Below are 22115 nucleotides of genomic sequence, written 5' to 3' on the forward strand. Positions count from 1 at the left end.
TCTCGACGGCCACGACGTCAGGTTCGGCAACCGTCGAATGCCAGGCGATAGGTGCCACGCTCGGCCTTGGCGGCGTACATCGCCTCGTCGGCCCGCCGCAGCAGGTCCTCGGCGTCGGCACCGTCGGCCACGAAGGCCACCCCGACGCTGCCACCGATCCGCACCTCGGTGGTGCGCAGCGCGAACGGCTCGGCGAGGGCGTCCACGAGCGCGGCGGCGACCACCTCGGCGTCCTGCCGCGTGCGCAGCCGCCGCAGGAGCACCCCGAACTCGTCGCCCGACAGCCGCGCGACGACGTCGCCGGCGCGGACCGTCGCCCGGATCCGGGCGGCGACGGCGACCAGCAGTTCGTCGCCGACGGCGTGGCCGTGGCGGTCGTTGACGCCCTTGAAGGCGTCGAGGTCGATGAAGCAGACCGCGTCGGCGCTGGCACGCGAGGCGACGCCGCCCGCGATGGCCTGGTCGAGGTGGCTGGCGAACAGCACGCGGTTGGCCAGGCCCGTCAGCGCGTCGTGCGTGGCGGCGTGGCGTGCCTCGGCGAGCAGGCGCAGCCCGGAGATGGCGGTGCCGGCCTGGTCGGCGAGGCTGCTGAGCGCCCGGCGGGTGCCCTCGTCGCCGACGGGTGCCCCGGTCCGGCGGGTCCAGCACGCGTAGACGGCGCCGAGGTAGGTGCCGTGCACGGTGATGGGCGCGGCGAGCGCCACCTCGGCGTCGAAGAGCGTGAGCGTGGTCCGGATCCAGGGGTCGTCGTCGGTCGCGGCCAGCACCCGCGGCCGCCAGTCCCGCAGCGCCTCGGCGACCAGCGGCGTGTCGTCGACGTCGACCGTGAGGGCCAGCAGCGCCTCGGTCTTGTCGCCGAAGCCGTGCACGGCGGTCGCGCGCAGGCAAGCGGCGGTCTCGTCCCACAGCAGCAGCGCCGACCGCTCCGCGCCGACGACCGTGGGGATCGCCTCGGCGACCCGGCGGGCCGCGCCCAGCTCGGTGTGCTCCTGTGCGAGCCCGTGCGCCAGTTCCAGCAGCGCCTCGGCCCGGGCGCCGCGGGCACGGGCGTCGGCCAGCGCACGGGCACGGGTAAGAGCCGTGGCGGCCAGACCGGCGTAGGCGTCGAGCTGGTCCTGCTCGGCCGGCAGGAACCCCTCGCCCTCCGGCAGCTCCGCGGCGAGCCAGCCGTAGCGCACGCCGGCGGCGGTGACCTCGGCGGTCAGCCGCTCGGGGCCGGCCACCTCGTCGGCCCCGGCGAGCAGTCGGCGACCGAGCTCGGCGGCGCGGGCCGGGTCGAAGCCGTCGCCGATCACGCGCGGCGCGTCCTCGCTGGGCAGGTCGACGGCCAGCAGGTAGCGCTGCGCACGGACGGCGGCGCTCGCGCGCGTGGCGATGCGACCGAGCACCTCGTCGAGGTCGTCCGAGGAGACCAGGTCGGCGACCGTGCGCTGCAGGTCCACGACCTGTTCGCGCAGCGCCGCGAGCTCGAAGGTCGCCGCCGGGTCGACCGCCCGCCGGCCGCCCAGACGCCGCCGCGGGTTCCACGCCATCTCGAAGACGCAGGCGTCGGCGCCGGCGACCTGGCACTCGCGGTGCTCGATCCGCGCCGGCGGGAGCCCGAACAGCACCGTCACCTGCGTGAGCAGGCCGCGCGTGTAGTCGCAGTCGTAGCGACTGGGCGCGCGCGGCGGGTGCAGTCGGTAGGCGACCGTGCCGTGCCCGCGACCGACGTCGCGGGCGTGCATCGTGGCGCTGGCGGAGAACTTGACCTGGGCCTTGGCGACGCTGCGCAGGACCTGTTGCGGGCTGCCGAGTGCGCCGATGACCAGCCGCAGCGCAGCGCCGACCTGCTCGTCCAGGAGTGCCTCGCCGACGTGGCGACCCACGTCGGGGTCGCCGAGCACCGCGTCGGCCGCCGTGAACAGCGCGACCTTGGTCTCGTAGGTGGACCAGGTCCGCTCGTCCTCGAGTTCGGCCTGGGTGTGGGGGACGCCGGCGAGGGCGAGGACGTCGTGCACCGCCTGTTCGCCGCCGTGGCGGCGGACGTACGCGAGGACGAGGCGGGTCGTGATGCCCGCCGTGTCCCGTCCGTCGCGCTCGCCCGTCATGGCCGCCGCCCCCGGTCGTCCGACCACGTCGAGGCACCCGTCGGCCGCGAGGTCGCTTGCGTCAGCAACGGCCACGGACCGGCGCGCGCAGCGCCCGCCGCCGGTGACGGTCACGGCCGCAGCGCCGCCGCTGGTGACGGTCACGGCCCGCCAGCCGCCGGTTCCCCGCCGAGGCCGACGAGGAACCGGCGGCAGGAAGAGCGTCACTCCAGTTCGCTGACGAGGCCGCGGCCTTCGCACTCCTTGCAGGTGTGGCTGAAGGATTCCACGAGGCCCTGGCTGACGTTCTTGCGGGTCATCTGGACGAGGCCGAGCTTGGAGACGTCGGAGACGCGGGTCTTTGTCCGGTCGCGCAGCAGTTCGCGCTTGAGGCGACGCACGACCTGTTCCTGGTTGGACTTGAGCAACATGTCGATGAAGTCGATGACGATGATCCCGCCCATGTCGCGGAGGCGCAGCTGGCGGACGATCTCGTCGGCGGCCTCGAGGTTGGTCTTGAGCACGACCTCCTCGAGGTTGGTGTCGCTGCCACCGGTGAACTTGCCGGTGTTGACGTCGATGACCTTCATCGCCTCGGTGGTCTCGATGATGAGGTAGCCACCGGAGGGCAGCCAGACCTTCTTGCCCATCGCCTTGCGCAGCTGGTCGGAGACGTCGTAGGCCTCGAACAGCGCCGGGAGGTCCTTGCGGCGTTCGCGTGCGGCCTCGAGGTCGATGGTCCCGGCAGCTGGCCGAGCCTCGCCGTCGGCGGTCGGCCCGCCGTCGCCGGCGCTCTGGTCGTCGGCCTGCCCCTCGCCGGCCTTGCCGTCGCCGGCTGCCTCGGCGTCGCCGCGGCCGGGTGCGGCCTCGGCCTCGGCGTCGTCGGCGGCGCTGGCGCCGTCCGCCGACGGGGCACCGGCGGCCTTGGCGCGGGCGTCGGTGGTGGGGGCGCCGTACAGCTCGACCTTGTCGAGCAGCTCCGGGGCGACCTCGTCGAGGTAGTCGCGGACCTGGTGGTAGAGGTCCTCGTCGTCGACGATGCAGCGCTCGAACTCGGGCCCGAAGTTGTCCCGGATGACCTTGACGACCAGCGGCGGCTCCTCGTAGACCGCGGTCAGGGCCTTGGCCTTGTCCGCGGCTTCCTCGACGCGCTGCCACTTGGCCAGCAGCCGTTCGAGGTCGGCCGTGATCTGCTCGTCGGTGGCACCCTCGGCCGCGGTGCGCACGATGACGCCGTGCTCGGTCGGCTTGACCTTCTTGACGACCTTGCGCAGGCGGTCGCGCTCGCGGTCGGTGAGCTTGCGCGAGATGCCGAACAGGTCGGAGTTGGGCGCCAGGACCATGTAGCGGCCAGCGAGGGACAGGTGCATGGTCAGGCGCGGGCCCTTGGAGCCCATCGGGTCCTTGGTGACCTGCACGAGCACCTTCTGACCCGGCTTGAGCACGTTCTCGATGCGTTCCTCGTCGCCCTCCTCGAGGTCGAGCTCGTCGTAGAGCACCTCGCCGGCGTACAGGACGCCGTTGCGGCCCTTGCCGATGTCGAGGAACGCGGCCTCCATCCCGGGCAGCACGTTCTGCACGCGTGCCATGTAGATGTTGCCGACGTAGGTCACGTCCTCCTTGCGGGTGACGTAGTGCTCCACGACGGTGCGGTCCTCCAGGACCGCGATCTGCGTGCGGTCCTTGCGGGCCGTCACGAGCATGGTCCGAGGCGGCCCCTCCAGGATCGCCCGGCGCACCTCCTCGGGCACGCCGCCGGGGCGCTGGGAGCGACCGCGGCCGTTGCCGCCGCGCGAGCCGTTGCCGCCGTTGCTGCGACGGGAGCGCTTCGCGGCCAGGCGGGTGCCGCCCTTGGCCATCGCGGCCTCGACGGACTCGTCGTCGGTGCCGCCGCCGTTGCCGGCGTCGTCCTTGCTCGCGCCATCGCCGCGATCGGACCGCTCCCCCGCGGCCTTCCCGCGCTTCTTCTCGCCAGCGCCGTCGTCGCGGGCGTCGTCGGCCGAGGCGGCGTCGTCGTCGCCGCTGGTGTCCTTGCCTGCCTCCGCCTCGGCACCGGCCCCGCCGTTGCCGCCGCGGCCGCGCCCACGGCCACCGCGGCCACGCCGGCCGCGGCGCCGTCGGCGGCGTCCGCTGCCGCCGGACTCGCCGTCGTCCTCGCCGTCCGACGACGGATCGCGGTCCTGCCGGGCGTCGGCGGCCGCCCCGGCGCCGTCGCCGGCCACGTCGGCGTCGCCCTTCGCGAGGTCGTCGCCCTTCGCGCCGCCGCCCTTCGCGCCGTCGCCCTTCGCGCCGGCGTCGCGCTTCACCCCGGCGTCGTCGGGCGCGTCCGCCGCGTCACGGTCGGCCGCGGACGGCGAACGGCGCCCGCCCTTACGGCCTCGCCCGCCACGGCTGCGCGAACGGGAGGCGTCGTCGCCGTCGGCGGCGTCGGTCCGGTCACCCTCGGCGCCGGCGGAGGTGGCCTGCCCGCCGGACTGGTCCTCGGACCCGCGGCCGGGCGCGTCCTCGGCACGGTCCTTCGTCGGCGCCTCGGCTGCCGCGGGCGACTCCGAGGCGGTGTCGCGGTCGGCCGGCGCCGCATCGGTCGAGCGACGGCGCGTGCGGGTACGCGACGTGGAGGCGCTGCTGCGGGAGCGGGAGCGACTGCGGGTGGGGCTTTCCTTGGACTCCTCGGTGCCGGGGATGTCTCGATCGGTCGGGTCGGTCACTTGGTGGCTCGCTTGGTCAGGCGGCCTCCGCATCGACATCCAGGGCCAACGGTTCGACCTGGCCACTGAGGGCCTCACGCAGTCCCTCGGGCACGTGCTCGCCCTGTGCCACCCGTCGGGTGGTCGGCGGGTCGGCGACGTCGCCGTGCGAGAGCGCGGACAGCAGGTCGTGGGGTCGAACGGTGGGGCCGTCGTTGCGGAGCACCGCACGCAGGACGGTGCGCACGCCGGCCGCGGCGTCGTTGCCGCCGGGCTCGGCGCGGTGCGAGACGGCGAGGGCGAGTACCGCGGGTCGCACGTCGATCGTCCGGTCGCCGTCAGGGCGGTGTCGGACGACCTCGGCGTGCTCGGCCGCGAGCAGCTCGTCGCCGCGTCGCCGGAGCAGGTCCGCCAGGGCGGCGGCATCGGCACTGAGCCATTCCTGCTCCCAGAGCGTGGCCCGAAGCATGCGCGCCAGCTTCGGCGCGCCATCGGGCACTTCCAGGAAGGTCGTGATGTCCATGCCCTCGGGGAGGGTCGCGGACAGTCGTGCCAGGTCCCGGGCCGGGACGATCGGCACGGCGAAGGTCAACTCCGCGTACTCACCGGTGGACTGGTAGCCCACCGACAGCGCATCGGGGAACGACACCTTCGCGTGGGGTGTGAACCCCTCGGAATAGGCGATCGGGAGGTCGACCCGGCGCAGCGCCCGCTCCCAGATGGACGTCAGGTCGCGCGCCGAGACGAAGCGCGTGCGACCGGTCTTGGTCCACCGGATGCGGATCCGTTGCTGCTGCACGGGTCCTCCAGGTCGTCGGGGTGCGGCACCTCGCCGCACCCAGCCGACGGTGTCGGGGTGCTCCGCGCCCCAAGAGCGGGACGCGGCGGGACCCTAGCCGCCGGAGGCGTAGCGTTCGGGGGTGGTCGGAAGGGTGTCCTTGCCGCCCAGGTGCGACGGCAGCACGGGAAGCTGGAAGCCGCCGGTGTAGCCGGTGTCGTGCTGGATGCTCAGACCGGGGCACACGCCGCAGTCGTAGCAAGGGGACCAGCGGCAGTCGTCGAGTTGCTTGTCCGACCGCGCGTCCTGCCAGTCCTCCCACAGCCAGGACTTCTCCAGGCCGCTGTCGAGGTGGTCCCAGGGCAGGGCTTCCTTCTCGTCGCGCTCGCGGTGGCTGTACCACTCGAGCGAGACGTCGGTCTCCGCCATGGCCTGCCGCCAGGTGTCGAGGGTCGGCATCTCGTGCCAGCCGTCGAACCGGGCGCCCAGGCGCCAGGCGCGCTCCACGGCCGCGGCGACCCGGCGGTCACCGCGCGCGAGCAGGCCTTCGATGACCCCTTCCTCGGGGTCGTTGGTGCGCAGTTTCAGGCCGCCGTGGTCCTTGATGGCGTGGCGGATCAGCGACAGCTTGCGCTTGATCTCCTCGGGCGAGTCCTGCGCGGCCCACTGGAAGGGGGTGTGCGGCTTGGGCACGAACCCGCCGACGGAGATGGTCACCTTGTTGGCACGGCCGTGACGGCGCGCGATCTCGTAGGTCTTGATCCCGAGGTCGGCGATCGCGAGGACGTCCTCGTCGCGCTCGGTCGGCAGCCCCACCATGAAATAGAGCTTGATGTGCCGCCATCCCTCGCTGAACGCGACCTCGGCCGTACGCAGCAGGTCCGCCTCGGACACCATCTTGTTGATGACGGCGCGCATCCGCTCGGAGCCGGCCTCGGGCGCGAACGTGAGGCCGGTGCGCCGGCCGTTGCGCGACAGTTCGTTGGACAGCGTCACGTTGAACGCGTCGACGCGCGTCGAGGGCAGCGACAGCGAGGTGACCGTGCCCTCGTAGGCGTCGGCGAGGTCACGCGCCACCGGTCCGATCGCGGAGTGGTCGGCGGAGGACAGCGACAGCAGCCCGACCTCCTCGAAGCCGGTGTTGCGGACGCCCTCCTCGACCAGCTTCTGGATCGTCTCCGGGCGGCGCTCGCGGACGGGGCGGGTGATCATGCCGGCCTGGCAGAACCGGCAGCCGCGCGTGCAGCCACGGAAGATCTCCACGCTGAAGCGCTCGTGGACCGTCTCCGTCATGGGGACGATCTGCTTCTGCGGGTACTGCCACTCCTCGAGGTCCTGGATCGTGCGCTTGGGCACGATGGTCGGGACGCCCGACTCGATCGGGACGGTCTGCTTCAGTCGCCCGTCCGGCGTGTAGCGCGGCTCGTAGAAGGCCGGGACGTAGACGCCCTCGACCCGGGCCAGCTCGCGAAGCAGCTGGCGGCGGTCGCTGCCGCCGGCGGCCTTCCAGGCCCGCACGACGTCGTCGATCTCCAGCGTGACCTGCTCGCCGTCGCCCATCACGGCCGCGTCGACGAACGGCGCGAGCGGCTCGGGGTTGTAGGCGGCGTGTCCCCCGACCAGCACGATCGGGTCCTCGGCGGTGCGCCGGTCGGCGTGGATCGGCACGCCACCGAGGTCGAGCAGGTTCAGCAGGTTGGTGTGCCCGAGCTCGTGCGGCAGGGACACCCCGAAGACGTCGAAGGCCCACACCGGCCGGTGCGACTCCAGCGAGAACGCCGGGATCCCCTGCTCGCGCATCAGCGCCTCGAGGTCGGTCCACGGCGCGTACGCCCGCTCGGCCAGGGCGGTGGCGCGCTCGTTGAGGAGCTCGTAGAGGATCTGGATGCCCTGGTTGGGCTGGCCCACCTCATAGGTGTCGGGGTAGCACAGCAGCCAGCGGGTCTGCGCCGCCAGCCAGGGCGTGACGACCTGGTTGTGCTCACCCCCGACGTACTGGGCCGGCTTGCGCACCTGCGGCAGCAGCGGCTCGAGCACCTCGTAGTAGCCGGGCGGCACCGTGGCGGCGTCACCTGGACGACGGAAGGCGGCCCGCGCCCCGCGTGCGGGCGTGGCCGGGACGGACATCGTCGGCGCGGTGCCGAGCATGAGGCCTCCGGGACCGGGTGGAGGGTGCGGCCGGACCCGGACGTGGTGGACGTCGGCGGCGCACCCGAGAGGCGGAAACCCCGGGTGTCGGCGACGTGCGCCACGGAGCCGGGGTCCGAACGTCGGTGGCAGCGTACCAACGGCCTCCCGGGCCGCACGCGGCCGGCCACGCGCCCGTCACGCCGGGGCCGTGCCGATCGCCGGACGGCCGTCAGCCGGGCCCGAAGCGCCGGCCGATCGCCAGCGCGACGCCGCTGGCGAGCAGCGCCACGGCCGCCAGGCTGAGCGGGATCGTGGCCAGCCCCAGCGCCGAGCCGACGGCCCCGACGACGAAGGGCGTGACGCTGGCCCCGACCAGCGCCGCGAGCACCGCCGCGGTGGTCGCACCGGCCGCGTCCGGCAGCGCCCGGGGCAGCCACACCATGGCGGTCGGGAACACCGGCGCGAAGCACAAGCCGGCGGCCACGAACGCGTAGGGCGCCAGGGCGGGCACGCTCGCCAGCGCCAGCGCGATCGCGGCCAGCGGCAGGACGACCTGCACGAGACGGCCGGGACGCACGCGCGCGAGCACCAGGGCGAACAGGAACCGCCCCCCGGTGATCGCCAGCCAGAACCCGGACGTCCACCGTGCCGCGGCGCCCGCGTCCCAGCCGCGGAACTCGACGTAGGTCGCCAGCCACGTGGCGGTGGCCGCCTCCGCGGCCACGTACAGGCCGAACACGAGCGAGAACGCCACGACGTGCCGGCGCGGCGCCGTCCGGCCCATCGGGTCCATGGCGGGGCGCGGCGGCGTCGAGGTGGTCCTCATCAAGGGGATCGCGGCGAGCGCCGCCACGCCGACGACCGCGAACGCCACACGGTGGCCGGCCACCGACAGCAGCAGCGGCAGGCTGACGGCACCGACCCCGAAGACGCCGTGCATGCAGGCGACGACCATCGGCGTGCGGCGGCCGGTGTCGCGCGGATAGACCGAGTTCATGCCGTTGGACAGCAACCCGAAACCCGCGCCCAGCACGACGGTGGCCGCCAGCACCAGCAGCATCGACGGTGCGGCGGCGGCCGCCAGCCCGCCGACGCCCAGGACGGCCACGCCCAGTCCGAGCAATCGTGCCCGGCCGCCACGCCGGCTGACGGCGGCCCAGGTGAGCACGCCCACCATCGCGGCCAGCGGGTGGACCGACGCGGGCAGGCCGGAGACGAACTCGCTGACGTCGAACAGGCGTCGGAACGCCGGCGCCGACGGGCCGTACAGCGCGGCCACGCCGCCGGACACGAAGAAGCCGAGGAAGCCGCCGGCCAGCGCGGTCCTCGACAGTCGGAACCGCGGGGGCTCCGTCGGCAGTCGGGTGGCGGTCAAGTGATCAGAACCGTCGCATGTGGACGTTGAGGAGCAGTCCGATCAGGCCGAACCACACGATCAGCGAGGTGCCGCCGTAGCTGACGAACGGCAGCGGGATGCCGGTCACGGGCATGATGCCGACGTTCATGCCCACATTGATGAACACCTGCAGGGCCAGCATGGCGACGACGCCCGACGCGAGCAGCGTCCCGAACAGGTCCTTGGACAGCACCGCGATCCGCAGCCCACGCCAGATCAGGATCAGGAACAGGGCGAGCACCACGCTGGCGCCGAGGAAACCGAACTCCTCGCCGACGACCGTGAAGATGAAGTCGGTGTGGTTCTCCGGCACGAACGCCAGCGCGGTCTGCGTGCCCTGGAACAGGCCCTTGCCGAACACCTGCCCGGAGCCGATGGCGATCTCGGACTGTTCGGTCTGGAACCGCAGGGTGCGGTCCAGGCTCGGGTCACCGGCGCGCGCGAACGCGGTCAGCCGGTTGAGCTGGTACTGGTCGAGCAGGTCCTGGGTGAGGGCGAAGACGATCGCGCCGATGCCGGCGGCCCCCAGGGCGATCAGGTAGCGGGCCGGCACGCTGCCCACCAGGAACAGGATCGCGAGCAACCACACGAACACGATCGAGGTGCCGAGGTCGGGCTGGAGGAAGACCAGTCCCATCGGGAGCAGGGTCAGCACGAGGGAGATCCCGACCGTGGGCAGCCACGGTTCGCCCCGGCGTTCGTGGATCCAGGCGGCGACCGCGACCAGGACGGCGACCTTGGCGACCTCGGAGGGCTGGAGCTGGAAGCCGCCCAGCACGATCCAGCGCTGCGAGCCACCCCGGGCCGTGCCCAGCGGGGTGAGCACCAGCACCAGGAACGCCAGCGACGCGACGTAGAGCACCGCGGCGTAGCTGCGCAGATGGCGGTAGTCGATGACCGCGGCCCCGACCAGGACGACGATGCCGAGCACCAGCGCCATCAGCTGCCGGCTGACGTACAGCGTCGACGGCAGGCCCTGCTGCTGGAGGGCCGCCAGCTTGGCGCTGTAGATCATGACCAGGCCGAGGCCGGTCAGCGCCAGGGCGGTGAGCACCAGGATCGGGTCGAGGTGCTTCACCGGCGCGTAGGCGTCCATCCAGCGGGCCTGGACGCGCTCGCGCATCATCTTCTCGGCGCGGTCCTGGCCGAATCCGACCTCCATGCTCACCCCCTCCCGTCAGTCGTAGATGGCGTCGCCGGCTTCGAACTCGGCGTCCTCGGCGTCGGTGATGTCGAACAGGTGCTCGAAGATGTTGCGGGCGATGGGCGCGGCCGTCTGTGAGCCGCCGCCGCCTTCCTCGACGTTGACGACCACGACGTACTCGGGGTCGTCGGCCGGGGCGTAGGCGGCGAACCAGGCGTAGGGCACCTTCGGCTTCAGCTCGGCGGTGCCGGTCTTGCCCGCGACCGGGATCTCGTCGAGCGGGAACGGCGTGCCGCGCGTGAACGCGCCGTGGGCGGTGCCGCGCTCGTGCATCACGACGTCGCGCAGGCCGCGCTGGATCGCGGCCATCTCGGCGTCGTCGAGGTCGAGTTCGCTGATCGTCTCCGCCTCGATCTCGCGCACGACCTCGCCGGTGGGCGTGACGACCTGCCGCCCGAGCAGCGGCTGGTAGAGGGTGCCGCCGTTGGCGATCGCGGCGTAGTGGGCCGCGATCTGCAGCGGCGTCACGAGGATCTCGCCCTGCCCGATGGAGGTGTTGACGGCGTCTCCACCACGCCACGTGCCACCGGAGGTGCAGTTGTCCTCCAGCACGGCCCGCCGGTACGAGCCCGGCTCGGCCTCCTCGGCCTGGGCGCACCACAGGTCGCGCCGCTCGAGCCAGTTGTTGTACTTGAGCTCGCGGCTGGGGATGTGGCCGGCGAGCTCCGACGGCAGGTCGATGCCGAGGCGCTTGCCGAAGCCGAAGCGCTCGGCGACCTGCGGCAGGATCTCGTCCGGCTCGTCCTGGTTCTGCTCGCGCTGCCACTGGCGGTAGGCCAGCTCGTAGAAGTAGGTGTCGCACGAGCGCATCAGCGCCCGGTCGAGGGCCATGGCCCCCTCGGCGGCGGGGTTCCAGTTGCGGAACGTGATCCCGCCGACGGAGTAGCTGCCCGGGCAGTCCACCGGCGTGTTGGGGCCGACGAGCCCGGCCTCCATGTAGGCCGCGCCGGTGACGGTCTTGAACACCGAGCCGGGCGGGTACTCGCCCTGGATGGCCCGGTTGAGCATCGGCGCGTGGGTGTCCTCGTCGCCCTCGGCGAGGTTCGGGAACAGGTAGCGCGCGTACTCGGTGGACAGCCCGCCGACGAACTCGCTGGGGTCGAAGGTCGGGTAGGAGGCCATGGCGAGCACGCGACCGGTCTGCGCCTCCAGCACGACCGCGGAGCCGGCCACCGACGGCAGGTTGCGGCCGCTGTAGGTGTGGATGTCCTCGCGGCTGGCGACGATGCCGTCCTCGAGCAGGGTCTCCACGGCCTGCTGGAGGTCGAGGTCGAGGGAGGTCACAAGGTCGTTGCCGGGCTGCGGCTCGGTCTCGCGGACGACGTCGACGACCGTGTTGCGCGCGGTCACCTCGAGGGTGCGGCGCCCGGAGCGGCCGCGCAGGTCGGCCTCGTAGACGTTCTCCAGGCCGGTGCGGCCGACCTGCTCGCCGCCGCGGTAGTCCGCGAAGGCGGGGTCGGCCAGTTCCTCCTGGCTGATCTGGTTGAGGTAGCCGACGAGGTGGGCCGCCAACTGCCCGTGCGGGTAGGTGCGCACCGGCAGGACCTCGGCGATGACGCCGGGGAACAGCTCCTGCTGGGTGCGGACCGCGAAGACGACCTCCTCGGTGACGTCGAAGGCGATCGGGATGTGGCCGAGCGGGCTGTAGTGCTGGCTCGTCATCCTCCCGACGATCTCCTCGCGGTCGAGGTCGAGCAGCTGCGAGAGCCGCTCGAGCACCTTCTCCGCGGTCTCGTCGGTGGGTTCGCCGTTGCCGTCGAGCAGCAGCTGGCGGTCGGCGCTGATGGTCAGCGCGGGACGGTTCTTGACCAGCTCGTCGCCGTCGCGGTCGAGCATGCGGCCGCGGGGCGCCTCGACGAAGACGGTCCGCAGCCGGTTGCCGTCGGCCAGCTCGGCGAAGCGGTCACCGGCGAGCACCTGTAGGAACCACAGGCGCGAGAACAGCGCGACGAACAGCGCGATCACGAGGACCGTCAGGAACGTCAGGCGCAGTGCGGGCGAGGAGTCGTTGTTCGCCATGCGGCTCACGGAGGGGTGCGAAAGCGTGCAGGAGATGGAGCTGACCCGCGGGCCCGCTGACCGGTTCGTGACCGGCGACACGAACGGTACCAGCGGGGATCAAACGCACCGCAGACGGCCGGTGTTCCCCGCCGCACGCCGACGTCCCCCGGCCTTCACGGAGATTTCACGGCGCGGCCGGTGACGGTTCGCCCCCACGTGCCGAACGCTGCGCCTGGCTGAACGCCACCGGGTACACGGACCGCGGCCGGTGACGGGCCCGCGTGTCCATTCCCGCCATCGGCGACACCGACCGCGGCCGGTGACGGTTCGAATCGACCATGCGCGCGGAAGAGTGCACACCCAGGTAAGGAACCGGCCGCAGAATCAATCGAGCACGCCGGGGCCGCTCAAAGGGAAACGGTCGGACAGGCGGCGCACCGCGCCGAGGACGATGGGGGCGAGCAGGGTGTTGTAGAGCGCGACGGCGACGGAGGCCTGGGCGAGCATCAGCGGGGTGGTGCGGTCCTCGCCGAGCAGGAGCGCGACGACCCCGTAGGCGGCGGTGCCGAGCAGTCCGGAGAGGAACGCGAGGATGACCGGTGCGGTGATGGACTCGGGCGCCAGGTAGGGGCGGGCGAGGCCGACGGTGAAGCCGATGGCGGTGTAGACCAGTGCGGCGAGCCCGACGGGTGATTCGCTGACCAGCAGGTCGGTGAGCAGGCCGGCGGCGAAGCCGACGCGCAGCCCGGCCAGCGGGCCGTCGCGCAGGCCGACCGCGAGCGTCACGAGCAGCAGCAGGTCGGGCCGGAAGCCGGCCAGCGTGAAGAACGGGAACAGGGCGGTCTGCAGGACCGCGGCGGTGACGAGGAGCAGTCCTACGACCAGGACGCGCAGGATCACGTGCCGTCCTCGTCGTCGGCCTGGGCCTCCGCGTCGTCACCGTCGGACCCGTCGGACCCGTCGGCGTCCGGGTCCGCCTCGTCGTCGTCTTCGTCGCCCTCGTCCTGTTCCGCGGTGGGCGGGCCGGGTGGCGGGGTGAACTCCGGGTCGGGTGACAGTTCGAACGGCGGCAGTTCGACGACGGGCTCGCTGGTGACGACCAGCACGTGGTGGATGCGGGTGAAGTCCACGAACGGCTGGATCTGGACGTCGAGGACGAGCCCGGCGGTCACCTCACCGACGGAGGCCACGCTGCCGATGGGGATGCCGCCGGGGAACGCGCCGGACTGGTATGCGGAGGTGACGATCTCGTCGCCGACCTCGATCTGCGCCTCCGGGTCGAACGGCTGGAACAGCATCGGGTCACCCCCGCGGCCGATGACCGTGCCGGTCTCGCCGTTGGCGGCGTGGCGGGCCGGCGCACCGAAGTTGGGGTCGATGGCCAGCAGCACCCGGGCGGCGTTGCGTTCGACCTGGATGACGCGCCCGACCAGACCGTCGCCGTTGACGACCGGCATGTCGCGTTCGACGCCGTCGTCGGTCCCGACGTCGATGACGACCGTCCACTCGAAGCCGGTCGGGCCGAGCGCGACCACGCGCGCGGCGACGGCCTCGACGCCGGTCCCCTCGCGCATGCCCAGCAGCTCGCGCAGTTCCTCGTTCTCGCGCTCGACGTCGGCGACCGAACGCCGCCGTTCGCGCAGCTCGTCGACCTGGGCGCGCAGCCGCTCGTTCTCCGAGCGGGCACGGAAGAGGTCGGCGACCGAGCCGGCAGCGTCCCCGACCGGGCGCACGAGCGTGACCAGCCCGTCCTGGATCGGGCGGAGCACGGCCGTCAGCCCGCCCCGCAGGCGGTCGAGCGGGCCGTCGTCACCCGAGCGGAAGTCGACGGTGACGAGCACCAGCGACAGCAGGACGAGGACGACGAGCAGCGCACGCGCACGTCGACGCTGGAACACCGGCGCGGATCAGTGACGCGAGGAGGAGATCAGCACCTTCTTGAGGGCTTCGAACTCCTCGAGGCACTTGCCCGAGCCGATCGCGACCGAGGAGAGCGGGTTCTCCGTGATGTGGATGGGCATGCCGGTCTCGTGCTTGAGGCGCTCGTCGAGGCCCCGCAGCAGCCCACCACCGCCGGTGAGGACGATGCCCTTGTCCATGATGTCGGCGGCCAGCTCCGGCGGCGTCTTGTCGAGGGTGTTCTTCACCGCGTCGATGACGGCGTTGACGGGCTCCTCGATCGCCTTCCGGATCTCGTCGGCGGACACGATGATCGTCTTCGGCAGGCCGGAGACGAGGTCGCGGCCCCGGATCTCCGCATGCGGCTCGTCGGCCAGCGGGAACGCCGAGCCGATCGCCATCTTGATCTCCTCGGCGGTGCGCTCGCCGAGCATCAGCGAGTACTCCTTCTTGATGTAGGAGATGATCGCGTCGTCGAGCTCGTCACCGCCGATGCGGATCGACTGGCTGGTCACGATGCCGCCGAGGGAGATGACCGCCACCTCGGTGGTGCCACCGCCGATGTCGACGACCATGTTGCCGGCCGGCTCGTGGACCGGCAGGCCCGAGCCGATGGCCGCGGCCATCGGCTCCTCGATGATGTAGGCGGCGCGGGCGCCGGCCTGGATGGTGGCCTCCTCGACCGCGCGCTGCTCGACCCCGGTGATGCCGGACGGGACGCAGACGACGACGCGCGGCTTCGCCAGGAACCGGCGCTTGTGCACCGCCTGGATGAAGTAGCGCAGCATCTTCTCGGTCACGTCGAAGTCGGCGATGACGCCGTCCTTCAGGGGCCGGATCGCCATGATGTGGCCCGGCGTGCGGCCGATCATGCGCTTGGCCTCGGCGCCCACGGCCAGGATCGCACCGTTCTTGGTGTTGATCGCCACCACGGAGGGCTCGTTGAGCACGATGCCACGACCCCGGACGTAGACCAGGGTGTTGGCGGTGCCGAGGTCCACGGCCATGTCGCGACCGAGGAACTGGAAGGTGTTGCCGATGTTCGCAGCCACGGGGAGACCTGCCGGGCTCGGGGGATCAGGGGGATGCGACGGCCGCTGACGCCGACGGCGAGCGGGAGCCGTGTGCCACTCCGAGACGCACGCACCGAGCGTACGCCCCGCGGGCCGCGAGGATGCTAACACCTGCCGGCAGGACCCGCGTCCCGGTGACGGCGCCGCGCGCGTCCCGTCCGTCCGGGCCGCGCCGGGAACCCGTCAGATCGTGCCCCTGCGGGCGAGGCTGACCCAGTCCGGCCCACCGACGACGAGGTGGTCGAGCAGCTGCACCCCGACCAGTTCGCCGGCGCGCGCCAGCCGCCGGGTCACCGCCTGGTCGTCCCGGGACGGCTCCGGGTCGCCCGACGGGTGGTTGTGGGCGAGCACCAGTGCCGACGCGTTGGCGAGCAGGGCATCGCGGAAGACGTCCCTGGGCGACATGAACGTGTGGTCGACGGAGCCGATGCTGATGGTCGACACCCGCAGGACGCGGTGCTTGGTGTCGAGGAACGCGGCGACGCAGCGTTCGCGGTCGCGGAAGGCGACGCGTGGCACCAGCAGGTCGGCGGCGGTCTCCGGACTGGTGACCGCGATGCGCTGACGGTCGCCCGGGACGAACGGGTCGGGCCCGCACGCGAGGCAGGGCGCCAGTTCCCCGACCCGTCCGTCCGGCGCACCCACGGCCCATGTCGTACTCATCCGTTCCCCCGTCGTGGTCGGCGTCGCGTGGCGGGCGGCAGCCTGCCGCACGGCGTGCGCGACGGCGGATCGGGCACGCGCGGCGCTGGGGAAAACGGCGATGCGTGCATCCGGACCTGCCGCTCGGGCGTGTCAGGATGCACGCATCGGGGTCGGGGCCCGGCGCCGCGAGCGCCGGCCCGGCCGGCCTCAGAAGCGGTCGGGGAAGAAGATGCCCAGCTCGCGCTTGGCGCTGTCGACGCTGTCGGAACCGTGGACGATGTTCTCGCCGATCACGGTGGCGAAGTCGCCACGGATGCTGCCCGGCGTGGCCTCGAGCGGGTTGGTCGCGCCCATCAGCGTGCGCATCCCGGCGATGGCGCCCTCGCCGGCGACGCACATGGCGACCAGCGGGCCGGACGTGATGAAGTCGACGAGCTCGCCGAAGAAGGGCTTGTCGGTGTGCTCGGCGTAGTGCTCCTCGGCGGTCGCCCGCGCGAGGGTGCGCAGCTCCAGGGCCTCGAGGGTGTAGCCCTTGCGCTCGATGCGGGCGATCACCTCGCCGACGAGGCCGCGCTGGACGCCGTCGGGCTTGACGAGGATGAGGGTGCGTTCGTTGGCCACGGGAGGCTCCTGGGTCGAAGAAGAAGGGCAGCGCGACACCGCCGAGGTGGCGGCGGGGGTGGGTCGGCGGGGCAGGTTGCCCGGCGGCGCCCCCGGCCACAAGTCGAGGGCCCCCGGCAACGCGCCGCGCCGGGCGGTCAGCGGTCCTCGTCGATCAGGCGGTCGAGGGCCTCCTGCAGGGCGTCGTCGTCGGCCAGCAGCGCCGACAGCTCGTCGGCCTCCGCGGCCAGCCCGCCGTCGGCGTCGTCGTCCTCGTCGTCGGGCTCGCGCACCACCTCGTCACCGCTGTCCACGACCGGTAGGTAGCGGTCGCGCGCCGCCCCGACGGTGTGTAGCGAGCCGGCCACGAGGATCCCGTCGAACTCGCCGGCGACGGCCTCGGCCAGGTCCAGCGCCGACGTGACGTCGTCGGCCACCTCGACCGGCGTGCCGGTGCCCTCCCAGACCTCCTCGGCGGCGTCCCGCATGTGGCCGAGGCTGGCGGCCCGGGGGCTGTCGACGTGGGTGACGATCACGTGCGAGGCGACGTCACGGAAGGCCCGCAGGATGCCGGCGATGTCCTTGTCCTCGAGGCAGGCGACCACGAGGATCAGCTCGCGGAATCCGAACGACTCGCCGAGCGCCGCCGCCGACGCCTCGGCGCCGTGCGGGTTGTGGGCGCCGTCGAGCACGACGGTCGGTTCCCGGTTGACGATCTCCAGCCGACCGGGCACGGCCGCGGCACCCAGGCCGTGACGGACCACGTCGTCGTCCATGGCCGCGAAGCTGTCGCCGGTCAAACCCACGAACGCCGCCAGCGCCAGGGCGGCGTTGCGGGCCTGGTGCTCGCCGAACAGCGGCAGCAGCACGTCGTCGAGCAGCCGCTCCCCCACCCGCAGCGTCAGCAGCTGGCCTCCGACGGCCACCCTGCGGTCGACGACCTCGAAGTCACGGCCAGCCCACCACAGCGTGGCGCCGTGTTCGGCGGCGGTCGCCTCGACGACGTCGGCCACGTCGGGGTGCTGGCGCGCCGAGACGACGTGCGAGCCGGGCTTGATGATGCCGACCTTCTCACGCGCCACCTCGACCGGCGTGCCGCCGAGCTGCGGGTGGTCGACGTCGATCTCGTTGATGACCGCGACGTCGCCGCGGACGAGATTGGTCGCGTCCCAGCGCCCGCCCATGCCGACCTCGAAGACGCCGACGTCGACCGGGACGTCGGCGAACCACCAGTAGGCCATGGCGGTCAGCTGCTCGAAGAAGGTGACCCGGTCGGCGTCGGGGCCGGTGGCCTCCACGGCCGCCTGGTCGAGCAGGTCGGTCAGGACGGCCACCTCGTCGTGCACGGCCGCGAACCGGGCCTCGGAGATGTGGCGGCCGGCCAGCGACAGCCGTTCGCGCACGGTCTGCAGGTGCGGCGAGGTGTAGGTGCCGGCCGACAGGCCCGCGGCCGAGCACAGCGCCCCGACCATCCGCACGACCGAGCCCTTGCCGTTGGTCCCGGTGACGTGCACCGAGGGGTAGGCCAGCTGCGGGTCGCCGAGCATCTGGGCCAGGCGCGTGATCCGGGACAGGTCGGGGACCATGCGGCCGGGGCCGCGCGAGCCGAGCGCCTCCAGGGCGCGGGCGAAGGCGGGATCGGTCGGTGGCAAGGACGGGCCTCGGGTGTCGGGTGCCAACCCCATCGAGGCTAGTGGCTGCCGAGTGCACCGCCGACCGGGCCGGGGCCGGGCTGCCGGTGGTGACCGCCCGTGTCGTATGCCCGTCGCTGCACGCCGCCAGCTGGCGGCGCGCGTCGCCGTCAGGCGCGTGCGGCCGCCTGCCGTGCCGCCCGTGCCGCCCGCTTCTCCTCGTGCCGGGTCGCGAGCTGGTCGAGGCCCTCGAGGAAGCCGGCGAGCTGCTCGCGGGCCTGCTCCGCGGCGGCGTCGAGGCCCTCGAGCTCGAACACCTTCCAGTGGCGCAGCAGCGGCCACACGACCTCGTCGTGGTGGACTCGCAGGTCGTAGATCTGGGCGTTGGCGATCTGCACCGCCTTGCGCTGGAAGTCCTTCATGCCGCTGCCGGGCATCTCGAAGCCCATCACCTCGGCCGCGATCGCCTCCATGGCCGCCGAGGGGTCGACACGCATCGAGGCCGACAGCAGGTTGCGGTAGAAGATCATGTGCAGGTTCTCGTCCTTGGAGATCCGCGCCATGATCCGGTCCGCGACCGGGTCGTCGCTGTAGCGGCCGGTGTTGCGGTGGCTGATGCGGGTCGCGAGCTCCTGGAACGACACGTAGGCCATCCCCCGCAGGGTGTCCTTGCCGTCGCGGTCGTAGCCGGTCATCACCTGCTGCATGCGGTTGCGCTCGAGCTCGTACGGGTCGAGCGCGCGCGTGACGACGAGGTAGTCGCGCAGCACGATCGAGTGCCGGCCCTCCTCCGCGGTCCAGCGGTGGATCCAGTTGATCCAGGCGCCGTCGCCGTGCGCGAACAGCTCGTGGATCTCGCGGTGGTAGCTGGGCAGGTTGTCCTCGGTGAGCAGGTTCACCTCGAACGCGATCTGGGCCACCCCCGTCAGCCGCGACTGGTCCGGCGTCCAGGGATCCTTGTCGAAGTCGCGCCCCACCGAGTACGGGATGTAGTCGTGCGGGAACCACTCGTCCGCGATCTGCTCGTGGCGGCGGAGTTCGGCCTCCGCGACCGGCTCGAGCTCGGACAGCAGGTCTCGGTCGGTCAGACGGGCGGTGGCCATGCGCGACTCCGGTCGACGAAAGCTACGTCGCCGTAACTTACGGGTGGGTAGCTCGACCGGTCAACCCGTCCGGAGGCCGTCACCCGGGGGTCAGTCGGACATGGCGCTGAGGGCGTCGACCCGTTCCTGCAGCTGTCCGATCTGGACGTGCAGGTCCTCGCGGCGGGCCTGCTCGCGGGCGACGACGTCGGCCGGCGCACGCTCCACGAACGCGGTGTTGCCGAGCTTGCCCTCGACCCGGGCGAGCTCGCCCTCGGCCCGCGCGAGCTCCTTCTCCAGGCGCCCGAGTTCGGCCGCGACGTCGATCAGTCCGGCCAGCTCCACCTGCGCGCTGCCGGCCGCGAACACGATCGTCGAGGTACCCGCGCGCTCCTCGAGGGCGTCCACGAAGCGCAGCTCGGACAAACCGGCAAGAGCGGTGACCAGCGGTTCCTGCGCCTCGATCACGGCCCGCTGGTGGGTCGCCAGCGTGATCGCGAACCGGGCGGAGGGCGCGATGCCGTTCTGCGAACGGAACTTGCGCACCTCGGTGACGAGGTCCTGCAGCACAGCGAAGTCGCGCTCCGCCTCCGGGTCGGCCGTCGCACGCGCCTGCGGCCAGGGGGCGACCATCAGCGACCGGCTGCCGCCCTCGGCGCCGGTCAGCGCCCGCCACAGCGCCTCGGTCACGAACGGCATCACCGGGGCCAGCAGGCGCAGTAGGTCGTCGAGCACCACGGCCAGCACCTGCCGCGCGACCTCCGCCGCGGCCGGGTCGTCGCCGTAGAGGCGGACCTTGACGGCCTCGAGGTACCAGTCGGCGAGCTCGTCCCACGCGAAGTGGTAGAGCGTGCGGGACACGACCGGCCAGTCGTAGGCGTCGTAGGCGGCATCGACCTCGGCCCGGACGGCTTCCAACCGCGACAGGATCCAGCGATCCTCCAGCGTGAACGACGCCGGTGGGGGCAGCTCGTCCGGCCGGGTGCCGTCGAGGTTGCTCAGGGCGAACCGGCCGGCGTTCCAGAGCTTGTTGGCGAACCGCTTGGCGCCCTCGACCCATTCCTCGGCCATCGGTACGTCGGTGCCGGGCGCGGCCGAGCGCAGCAACGCGAACCGGGTCGCGTCGGCGCCGTACTTGTCGACGAGGTCGAGCGGGTCGATGACGTTGCCGAACGACTTCGACATCTTCTTGCCGAACTCGTCGCGCACGAGTCCGTGGTTGTGCACGACCCGGAAGGGCACCTCGTCGTGCAGCCACAGGCTGATCATCAGCATGCGGCTGACCCAGAAGGTGTTGATGTCGTAGCCGGTGACCAGCACGGAGGTCGGGAACCAGGTCTCGAACTCCGGGGTCCGTGTGTCCGGTCCCTCCCAACCCATGGTCGTGAACGGCCACAGCTGCGAGCTGAACCAGGTGTCGAGCACGTCCTCGTCCTGGACCCAGCCCTCGCGGTCGAGGTCGGTGCGCGACACCTCGATCTGCCCGTCCGGTCCGTACCAGGCGGGGATGCGGTGCCCCCACCAGATCTGGCGGGAGATGCACCAGTCGTGCAGGTTGTCGAGCCACTCCAGGAACGGCTTGGTGCGGCTCTCCGGCACGAACACGGTGCGGCCGTCGCGGATCGCCTGGGCGGCCTTCTCCGCCAACGGGCGGACGGCGACGAACCACTGGTCCGACAGGCGCGGCTCGACGACCGTCTTGCAGCGCTCGCAGTGGCCGACCGCGTGGGTGTGCGGCTCGACGCCGACCAGCAGCCCCAGCTCGTCCAGAGCCGTCTTGACCTCGCGGCGGGCGTCGAACCGGTCCAGGCCGGCGAAGCGCTCCCCCACCACGTCGGTGAGCGCCGCCGCGTCGTCCATGATGTCGATGACCTGCAGGTCGTGACGCTGGGCGATCGCGTAGTCGTTCGGGTCGTGGGCCGGGGTGATCTTCACCGCCCCGGAGCCGAACTCCGGGTCGACGTAGTCGTCGGCGACGATCGGCAGCGTGCGGTCCTGGAACGGGTGGTGCACCTGGCGGCCGACCAGGGCGCGGTAGCGCTCGTCGTCGGGGTGCACGGCGATCGCGGTGTCGCCCAGCATCGTCTCCGCGCGGGTCGTGGCCACCTCGACGAACCCGGGCTCGGGGTCCGCGTCGGTCGGGACGAGCGGGTAGCGGAAGCGGGCCAGCTCGCCGACCGTCTCCTCGTGCTCCACCTCGATGTCCGACAGCGCGGTGTGGCAGCGGGGGCACCAGTTGATGAGCCGGTTGCCGCGGTAGATCAGGCCCTGCTCGTACAGGGTGACGAAGACCTCGCGCACGGCGCGCGAGCGGGTGTCGTCGAACGTGAAGGCCTCGCGCTCCCAGTCGCAGGACGCGCCCAGCTTGCGCAGCTGGCGCAGGATCATCCCACCGGACTCCTCGCGCCACTGCCAGGTGCGTTCGACGAACGCCTCGCGGCCCAGCGCGTGCCGGTCGGTGCCCTCGGCGGCCAGCTGCTTCTCCACGACGTTCTGGGTCGCGATGCCGGCGTGGTCGGTTCCCGGGATCCACACCGCGTTGCGGCCCTGCATGCGTGCCCGGCGGATCAGCACGTCCTGGATGCTGTTGTCCAGCGCGTGGCCGATGTGCAGCGAGCCCGTGACGTTGGGCGGCGGGATCACGATCGAGTAGGGGGCACCCTCGCCGTGGGGCGGCACGGTGGAGCCGTCGGGCTCGGCGTGGAACAGGCCCGCTCGCAGCCAGTCGTCGTACAGCTCCGGCTCGACCGCGGCCGGGTCGTAGGCCTTCGGCAACTCGCTCACGGCGTCGTGCTCCCCGGGAGGACGGTTCAGGACGCGCGCCCGGGTACTCGGCCGACGGGCGAGACGGGGCGGGGCGCGTGGACCCGCCGAGCGTAGCGACGGGTGTCCAGTGGGCTCCATGTCGACGTCACCGGCG

The 22115-nt window shown here is 72.5% G+C and carries 14 protein-coding genes and 2 pseudogenes; all 16 read right to left on the reverse strand.

The features are described 5' to 3' along the window. Positions 1–17 precede the first annotated feature (17 nt). Positions 18–2234, reverse strand: coding sequence for a diguanylate cyclase domain-containing protein (locus ACERM0_RS11600; RefSeq protein WP_373678757.1), 2217 nt, complete (start codon positions 2232–2234; stop codon positions 18–20). A 76-nt stretch (positions 2235–2310) separates the two neighbouring features. Next, positions 2311–2734 (reverse strand): annotated as a pseudogene (locus ACERM0_RS11605) (ribonuclease E/G); the annotation flags it as partial. Positions 2735–3031: 297 nt separating this feature from the next. Further along, a pseudogene (locus ACERM0_RS11610) lies at positions 3032–4816 on the reverse strand (ribonuclease E/G); the annotation flags it as partial. Beyond that, entirely contained in the window at positions 4794–5555 is a 762-nt protein-coding gene (locus tag ACERM0_RS11615; protein ID WP_373678758.1) for a TIGR03936 family radical SAM-associated protein, read from the reverse strand. The pseudogene ACERM0_RS11610 and the gene ACERM0_RS11615, both read right to left, overlap by 23 nt. A 93-nt stretch (positions 5556–5648) precedes the next feature. After that, positions 5649–7682, reverse strand: a complete 2034-nt coding sequence (locus ACERM0_RS11620; RefSeq protein ID WP_373678759.1) for a TIGR03960 family B12-binding radical SAM protein — start codon at positions 7680–7682, stop codon at positions 5649–5651. A gap of 211 nt (positions 7683–7893) precedes the next feature. Beyond that, complete coding sequence (locus tag ACERM0_RS11625) at positions 7894–9039, reverse strand: sugar MFS transporter (RefSeq protein WP_373678760.1); 1146 nt, start codon at positions 9037–9039, stop codon at positions 7894–7896. Positions 9040–9043: 4 nt separating this feature from the next. Next, complete coding sequence (rodA, locus tag ACERM0_RS11630; protein ID WP_373678761.1) at positions 9044–10222, reverse strand: rod shape-determining protein RodA; 1179 nt, start codon at positions 10220–10222, stop codon at positions 9044–9046. A gap of 15 nt (positions 10223–10237) precedes the next feature. Beyond that, a complete protein-coding gene (gene mrdA, locus ACERM0_RS11635) occupies positions 10238–12283 on the reverse strand; it encodes a penicillin-binding protein 2 (protein WP_373678880.1) in 2046 nt (681 codons plus the stop codon). Between the two features lie 366 nt (positions 12284–12649). Continuing rightward, on the reverse strand, positions 12650–13165 hold the full coding sequence (mreD, locus tag ACERM0_RS11640) for a rod shape-determining protein MreD (protein ID WP_373678762.1): 516 nt from the start codon (positions 13163–13165) through the stop codon (positions 12650–12652). Beyond that, positions 13162–14163 carry a rod shape-determining protein MreC gene (mreC, locus tag ACERM0_RS11645; protein ID WP_373678763.1) on the reverse strand — a complete coding sequence of 334 codons (1002 nt, stop codon included), beginning with the start codon at positions 14161–14163 and terminating at the stop codon, positions 13162–13164. The genes mreD and mreC overlap by 4 nt, the downstream gene beginning before the upstream one ends. A 9-nt stretch (positions 14164–14172) precedes the next feature. After that, positions 14173–15204 carry a rod shape-determining protein gene (locus tag ACERM0_RS11650; protein WP_373678881.1) on the reverse strand — a complete coding sequence of 344 codons (1032 nt, stop codon included), beginning with the start codon at positions 15202–15204 and terminating at the stop codon, positions 14173–14175. A 216-nt stretch (positions 15205–15420) separates the two neighbouring features. Then, positions 15421–15900 carry a RadC family protein gene (locus tag ACERM0_RS11655; protein ID WP_373678764.1) on the reverse strand — a complete coding sequence of 160 codons (480 nt, stop codon included), beginning with the start codon at positions 15898–15900 and terminating at the stop codon, positions 15421–15423. Between the two features lie 189 nt (positions 15901–16089). Continuing rightward, positions 16090–16503, reverse strand: coding sequence for a nucleoside-diphosphate kinase (gene ndk / locus ACERM0_RS11660; RefSeq protein WP_373678765.1), 414 nt, complete (start codon positions 16501–16503; stop codon positions 16090–16092). A gap of 137 nt (positions 16504–16640) precedes the next feature. Next, the gene (locus ACERM0_RS11665; RefSeq protein WP_373678766.1) at positions 16641–18161 is read right to left on the reverse strand and encodes a folylpolyglutamate synthase/dihydrofolate synthase family protein; all 1521 of its coding nucleotides are present in this window, start codon (positions 18159–18161) and stop codon (positions 16641–16643) included. 122 nt (positions 18162–18283) lie between these two features. Further along, on the reverse strand, positions 18284–19216 hold the full coding sequence (locus tag ACERM0_RS11670) for an acyl-ACP desaturase (RefSeq protein ID WP_373678767.1): 933 nt from the start codon (positions 19214–19216) through the stop codon (positions 18284–18286). Positions 19217–19306: 90 nt separating this feature from the next. After that, complete coding sequence (locus ACERM0_RS11675; protein ID WP_373678768.1) at positions 19307–21979, reverse strand: valine--tRNA ligase; 2673 nt, start codon at positions 21977–21979, stop codon at positions 19307–19309. Positions 21980–22115 lie beyond the last annotated feature (136 nt).

The sequence above is a fragment of the Egicoccus sp. AB-alg2 genome, from assembly GCF_041821065.1.
Classification (GTDB): domain Bacteria; phylum Actinomycetota; class Nitriliruptoria; order Nitriliruptorales; family Nitriliruptoraceae; genus Egicoccus.